A 5,855-nucleotide genomic window follows, 5' to 3' on the forward strand; every position below is an offset into this window, starting at 1 on the left:
ACCACCGCTGATGAGCGCAACAGGCGAAGGAGAGTAACTCAAAAAGTGGTCATCAAATACATTATACACGAGTATCACTCCACACTATTTTTAGTTTTAGCCAAAAACTTTATCACGAGCGGTAAATTAAGCAATTGAACATTCACAAGTTTCATAATGAAACAGCTCGTAGCCAATAAAAGTTTCATCATGAAACGGTCATTAGCTAAATTGTGAGCTATCTCTTTTTTGCTGGCTTAATGTCACTCAAAGCATGATGAAATGTGAAACAAGGTTTTTATTGAACATCCGGTTGGCAAAACTAATTGCCAAAGCACAATGAACACCTTACTACTGAAAACAGCACAGGATTAATCTGCTTCAAACGATATGTTCACCATATTCATGCAATAAACAATACTAAGGATCAATAACGTGGAAAAAATTTTAATCTCACCCAGCAAATACATTCAAGGTAAAGGCGCTATTCATCAGGTGGCTCGCCATGTCACAGGCTTTGGACAGCGAGCTTTCGCTATCACCGATCCTATGGTGTTACCGATGGTTGAAGATAGTCTAGTAACTCAGTTTGCTGGCTTAGACATGCATCTCAACTTATCGCCTTTCCATGGTCAATGTAGCCGTAATGAAATTGAGCGCTTAGTTCAGGTCGCCAAAGAAGATCAGGCGCAAGTGATTATGGGCATCGGTGGCGGCAAGGCACTGGATACTGCGAAAAGTGTCGCTTACTACTTAGGCTTACCGGTGGTGATTATCCCAACTATCGCCTCAACCGATGCGCCAACCAGCTCACTGGCGGTGATCTACACCGAACAAGGCGAGTTTAGCGAGTATCTATTCTTCCCTGCAAATCCTAATATGGTGTTAGTCGATAGCGACATTGTTGCCAAAGCCCCAGTGCGTTTACTGGTTGCAGGCATGGGGGATGCACTCGCCACATACTTTGAAGCGCGGGCAACCATTGCCTCCGGTAAAGCAACAATGGCAGGGGGCCTCGCCACCAAAGCCGCTTTTGCGATTGCTCAAGCCTGTTATCAAACGCTAATGGAAGATGGTTACAGCGCAATGATGGCCGGCAAACAAGGCCTTGTTACCCCCGCATTAGAAAATATCATTGAAGCGAATACGTATTTAAGTGGCATTGGTTTTGAAAGCTGCGGATTAGCTGCTGCACACGCGATTCACAATGGTTTGACGGTACTAGAAGAGTGTCATCACCTCTATCACGGTGAAAAAGTCGCCTTCAGTACTTTGGTGCAATTGGTACTAGAAAATGCACCTAAAGAAGAGTTCGCTGAAGTTCTAGATTTCTGTCGCCAGGTAGGTTTGCCAACCAATTTACACGAGATGGGCGTGACGACCATCGACCTACAGCAAATAATGGCCGTATCTGAAATGGCCTGCGCTGAAGGCGAAACCATCCATAACATGCCATTCCCAGTAAGTGCCGATCAAGTCTATGCGGCGATACTCACCACTCATGCTTTAACCACCGCGTAATCGTATTATTTGTCCCCCAATCTGATTGGGGGATTCGTTTTTTAGCCATCTTCTTGTTACGATATCCTCAGCCTCCCTACCCGCAGATGTATTTATGGTTTCAGATACCTATAAGCAGTGGAAAATTTTTGTCGATACTGGCTGGTTACCCGCTAAAGGTAAGCATGCCGAGCTCTACCAACAATGGCAACAAGCTAGCCAATTTTGCCAAGCCAAACATTGGCAAAATCCAAAGACTGTAAGAGGTTCAACCTTTGACGAAATTCTTCAGTCACAGCAAAACCTACTCTGTTTTACTAACCGAGTCTTGGATGCCATGATTGAAAAGCTACGCGAACAGCCTTGGTTATTTTGTATCACCAATGCGCAAGGAATCACCTTGCATATGCAAGGTGCAACGTTTATTCGCCAAACCTTGGCCAATCTTGGTTTACATCTAGGGGCTGATTGGACAGATCAACGAATCGGTAATCAGGCCATCGAATGTTGTCTAATCACTCATCAAGCCCAGTTTTCTAGCGGAGCCGATCACCTGAGTAAAGCACTACATCCTTGGTTTTTCTCGGCGGTGCCTATTTTCGACCCGATGGGTGAGCTATTAGCGAGTTTGACCTTGGTAGGTGAAACCGAGCAACATAACGAGATGATCGACGCACTCATTGAAAGTGCCGCGCGCGAAATTGAAACGCTACTCAGCTCCGAACAACGCCTCACACAAGCCAATACCCTGCTCACCCAACGTGATGTGTTATTAGAAGGCATAGAGCAGGGGGTGATTACTTGGCAGTCTTCTGGCCATGTGCAATACATCAATCACTGTGCTCGACAATGGCTGGGGTTAGATGAAAGCCACATTGGCCTACATATTGAAGCACTATTCCATTTCCCACCTGTGGTTGAACAGGCCTTAGTGAACCGAACGAAACTGGAAAAGGTCGAAGTGATGGTCGATTGCCAACATAAACTGCTCAAAATCACTCTTTCTCTCAAACCATTGAGCAGCGGTGAAGTGATGGCATTATTTCACCCCAGTGAACCACAAACCCAATATCATGAGCGTCACTTTATTGGCGGCGACTATTGGCAACCTGAAGAGAATCTTTGGCTATTGGAAGGCCATCCTTGCCAACATAGAGTTGAAAAAGCGGCCAAAGTCTCAGTACCGGTCTTGTTACAAGGCGAAGATGGGGTGGGTAAGCTTTCGCTCGCCTTAGCTATTCATCATAAAAGTCAGCAACGTCTCGCCCCATTGATGATCATTGATTGTGCGGCTTTACAACCCGAGCAATTAGCCCAAGCACTATTGGGAGATAACCAACACAGCCAGCCATCAAAATTTGAATTGGCTTATAATGGCACACTGATTTTAGAACATGTGGAATATTTACCCCCTAACTTACAAGCCAGTGTATTGGCGATTTTAAAAACCGGTTTTTTGACTCGATTGCATAGTCAGCAAATTATTCCTGTCAATGTACGATTAATTAGCACAAGTAGCGCTAATTTAGACAAATTAGTGGAATCGGGTTTATTTAGCCGTCAATTATGCTATGCCATGCAAGGCATCGAGGTGTGTATACCCGCTCAAAGGGAGGCGGTTGATTATACTCGCGCTCTGATCTCACATATTCTGCATGGCGCAAATCGAACAATAACGTCTGATGCGCTGCAAACACTATTTACTTATAGCTGGCCAGGTAATCGCAGTGAACTCCTGAGTGTGATGGATAAAATCTTACTCAGCAGCTCAACCAATCAGGAGATCCATCTTCACGACCTACCCGATAAAATTCGCCGTCAATGCCATAGCGAACAACCCATTCAAAGCCTCGAATTAATGGAAAAAAATGCCATTATTCATGCCTTAAAACATCATCAGGGGCATTTGCAACAAACCGCTAAAGCATTGGGCGTTGGCCGAACAACGTTATGGCGAAAGATCCGCAAATACGATATCGATGAAAGTGCGATTGTTGAGCCTTCTGAGCAAAAGAGCTGAATGATACCCCCAACGACTTGGCGTTGCCAGATCATCGATAAGTGAGAATACTGTTTACCGTCTCTATAAACTGGCACCAAATATGCTTAATAAAAATACCTCGGTGATAAAGTCATCACGCTAAATACTTGGTTTAGAGGAAAGCATCATGGGCCATCTCTATAAAATTGAATCTTACAGCGAAGAAGCCGTCCGTTCACTTGCTCAGTTCATTCAAGCCAAAGGGGGGAAATGCTGCATTGCCGGCTTTGCCGTGATCACCAATCATCCTTTTAAAGAAAGAGATGCGGGGCGACTACTGCCATTGATTGGCAAAGTCACCGATAACCTTACCGAATGGGATAAAAGTCAGTTCGAAGTACTGAGTTAATCAACTAGGCGATATGCAACCGTTTCATATTGCAACGCAGATTGCATCACTGTCTACCAGTATCCGCAAACCATGCGGAGTTGCAGGTAGGCAGTAAGTGAAAGGCTATAATTGTCTTGTCAGCAAATCAACCACGCATGTTTTATATTTTCTAACTATATTTATGTCCAAAGGTAGGTGACAAATTTGTCTGGAACAAATTTGAACAGCCGTAGGCTGGCCTTTGGTGAGAGCCACGGATGGCTCCCATCATCGCCATGGACATAGACAGGCGATGTGATTGGGGTGAACACACCCCTGCAGCTTCAAGTAGGAAAGGGATAGCTTAAATCGACAACATGCACTTAAGCGAGTTAGGTAATCCATGAGTAGCAAAAGGTTCTTTTTCACCTAAGGAAGGTTGGTTATGTTTATAACTAGGCTGTTTTTTCTACTGATTCTATGCTTTTTTAGTCTATCCGCCGTTGCGAAATCATTGATGACCTTAGTTTATTATGAGGATTTTCCCCCTTACTCTTTTCGCGATCAACAAGGCAATATGACGGGCATTTTGATCGATATTGCTGATCAGGTACTACAAACCAGAATGGGAGTTGAACTTATTCATCGAGGCTATCCATGGGAAAGAGCACAAAGAATGGTGCAACAAGGGCAAGCCGACGCCTTTATTACTATCGCGACCGCGAATAGATTGCTTTATACCGATGCCTCTACAGAAGCTGTCATTGTCGGCCCGATGAATCTATTTGTCAGCCCCAATAATGGGAAACTCGCACAAATAAAAAACGCCCAGACTATGGATGACCTCAGCCCTTTTTTGATCCTCGATTATCAAGGTAATCATTGGGGTAATCAGCATTTCCCTGAGGAGAAGTTTCAGCGTTTTTTGACGTCAAACTTATCCAATGCACTCATCATGTTGGCTCATGGCAGAGGCGACGTGGTTGTAACCGATAAGATTGTTGCTGATTATTTAATGGCTCAATTAAATTTGCAGGAGAAAATCCTCCAACTCCCTATTCAATTAACCGAAGTCAAATTTTCATTATGTATTAGTAACACTTCGTCTTTTCACCACTTGCTAGCAGAATTTAATCAACAAATGGCGCTATTTCGAGAGCAAGGTAACATAGATACGGTGCTGGAAAATTACCGATAACATACGGTTACGCCATTCCAATTCGATCCTTTCTTGATGATTAGAGTCTATGGTACGAGGAAATTCTACTTTACCGCCGTTAATTTGAGCGAATGACTAAAGAAAAAAGTCGTTAAGTTAACCATTGACACATATGGAATATAAGATATATGATATTTCATATGTAATGTAATTAGCGAATTATTCCTATGTTCGATCCAATTCTTCTTTACAAAGCGCTTTCCGAACAAACGAGGCTTAAGTCTCTGCTTTTAATGCAGAAACAAGGAGAGCTTTGTGTCTGCGACCTCATGGAGGCGCTGAATCTCAGTCAGCCCAAAGTTTCTCGGCATCTTGCCGAATTACGCAAGCACGGGCTTGTTCTGGATGAACGCCGTGGCAAATGGGTTTACTACCGAATCAATCCCGCCCTACCCGCTTGGGTCAAACAAGTGCTCGAGATCACTCTTGATCATAATTGGTCACTCGTTGAACATGAATTGCAAATCATCAAAGGCAAGTCATGTTCGAATGAGGTGAACAAATAGTGTTTATATTCCGTTGGTTTATCATTTTCAAATAAAAGAGGTTTTATGAGTCATATCTCAAGCTGTGTCGAAACCAGCGCTGCTGAAAAAATGAGCTTTCTTGATCGATACTTAACGGTATGGATTTTCCTTGCCATGGCCATTGGTGTCGGAGTTGGCGTGTGGTTCCCTCAGGCGGCTCAGTGGAACGAAAGCCTATCGGTTGGTTCAACCAATATCCCACTTGCCATTGGCTTAATCTTAATGATGTACCCGCCATTGGCGAAAGTGAACTATAGCCTTTTAGGTGAGGTGACTCGT

General features: G+C 43.9%; 5 protein-coding genes and 1 pseudogene. All 6 read left to right on the top strand.

All coding sequences use genetic code 11. The features are described 5' to 3' along the window. Nucleotides 1-414: 414 nt before the first annotated feature. Nucleotides 415-1,500, top strand: a complete 1,086-nt coding sequence (locus B7C60_RS06155; RefSeq protein WP_099610899.1) for a glycerol dehydrogenase — start codon at nucleotides 415-417, stop codon at nucleotides 1,498-1,500. Nucleotides 1,501-1,594: 94 nt separating this feature from the next. Then, entirely contained in the window at nucleotides 1,595-3,499 is a 1,905-nt protein-coding gene (locus B7C60_RS06160) for a sigma 54-interacting transcriptional regulator (protein ID WP_099610900.1), read from the top strand. A 148-nt stretch (nucleotides 3,500-3,647) separates the two neighbouring features. Next, complete coding sequence (locus B7C60_RS06165; protein ID WP_099610901.1) at nucleotides 3,648-3,869, top strand: hypothetical protein; 222 nt, start codon at nucleotides 3,648-3,650, stop codon at nucleotides 3,867-3,869. A gap of 406 nt (nucleotides 3,870-4,275) precedes the next feature. After that, nucleotides 4,276-5,028, top strand: a complete 753-nt coding sequence (locus tag B7C60_RS06170; RefSeq protein WP_099610902.1) for a substrate-binding periplasmic protein — start codon at nucleotides 4,276-4,278, stop codon at nucleotides 5,026-5,028. A gap of 188 nt (nucleotides 5,029-5,216) precedes the next feature. Beyond that, nucleotides 5,217-5,555 carry a metalloregulator ArsR/SmtB family transcription factor gene (locus tag B7C60_RS06175; RefSeq protein ID WP_099610903.1) on the top strand — a complete coding sequence of 113 codons (339 nt, stop codon included), beginning with the start codon at nucleotides 5,217-5,219 and terminating at the stop codon, nucleotides 5,553-5,555. A gap of 45 nt (nucleotides 5,556-5,600) precedes the next feature. Next, nucleotides 5,601-5,855 (top strand): annotated as a pseudogene (locus B7C60_RS18055) (arsenical-resistance protein); the annotation flags it as partial.

The organism is Vibrio fujianensis (assembly GCF_002749895.1).
Lineage (GTDB): Bacteria > Pseudomonadota > Gammaproteobacteria > Enterobacterales > Vibrionaceae > Vibrio > Vibrio fujianensis.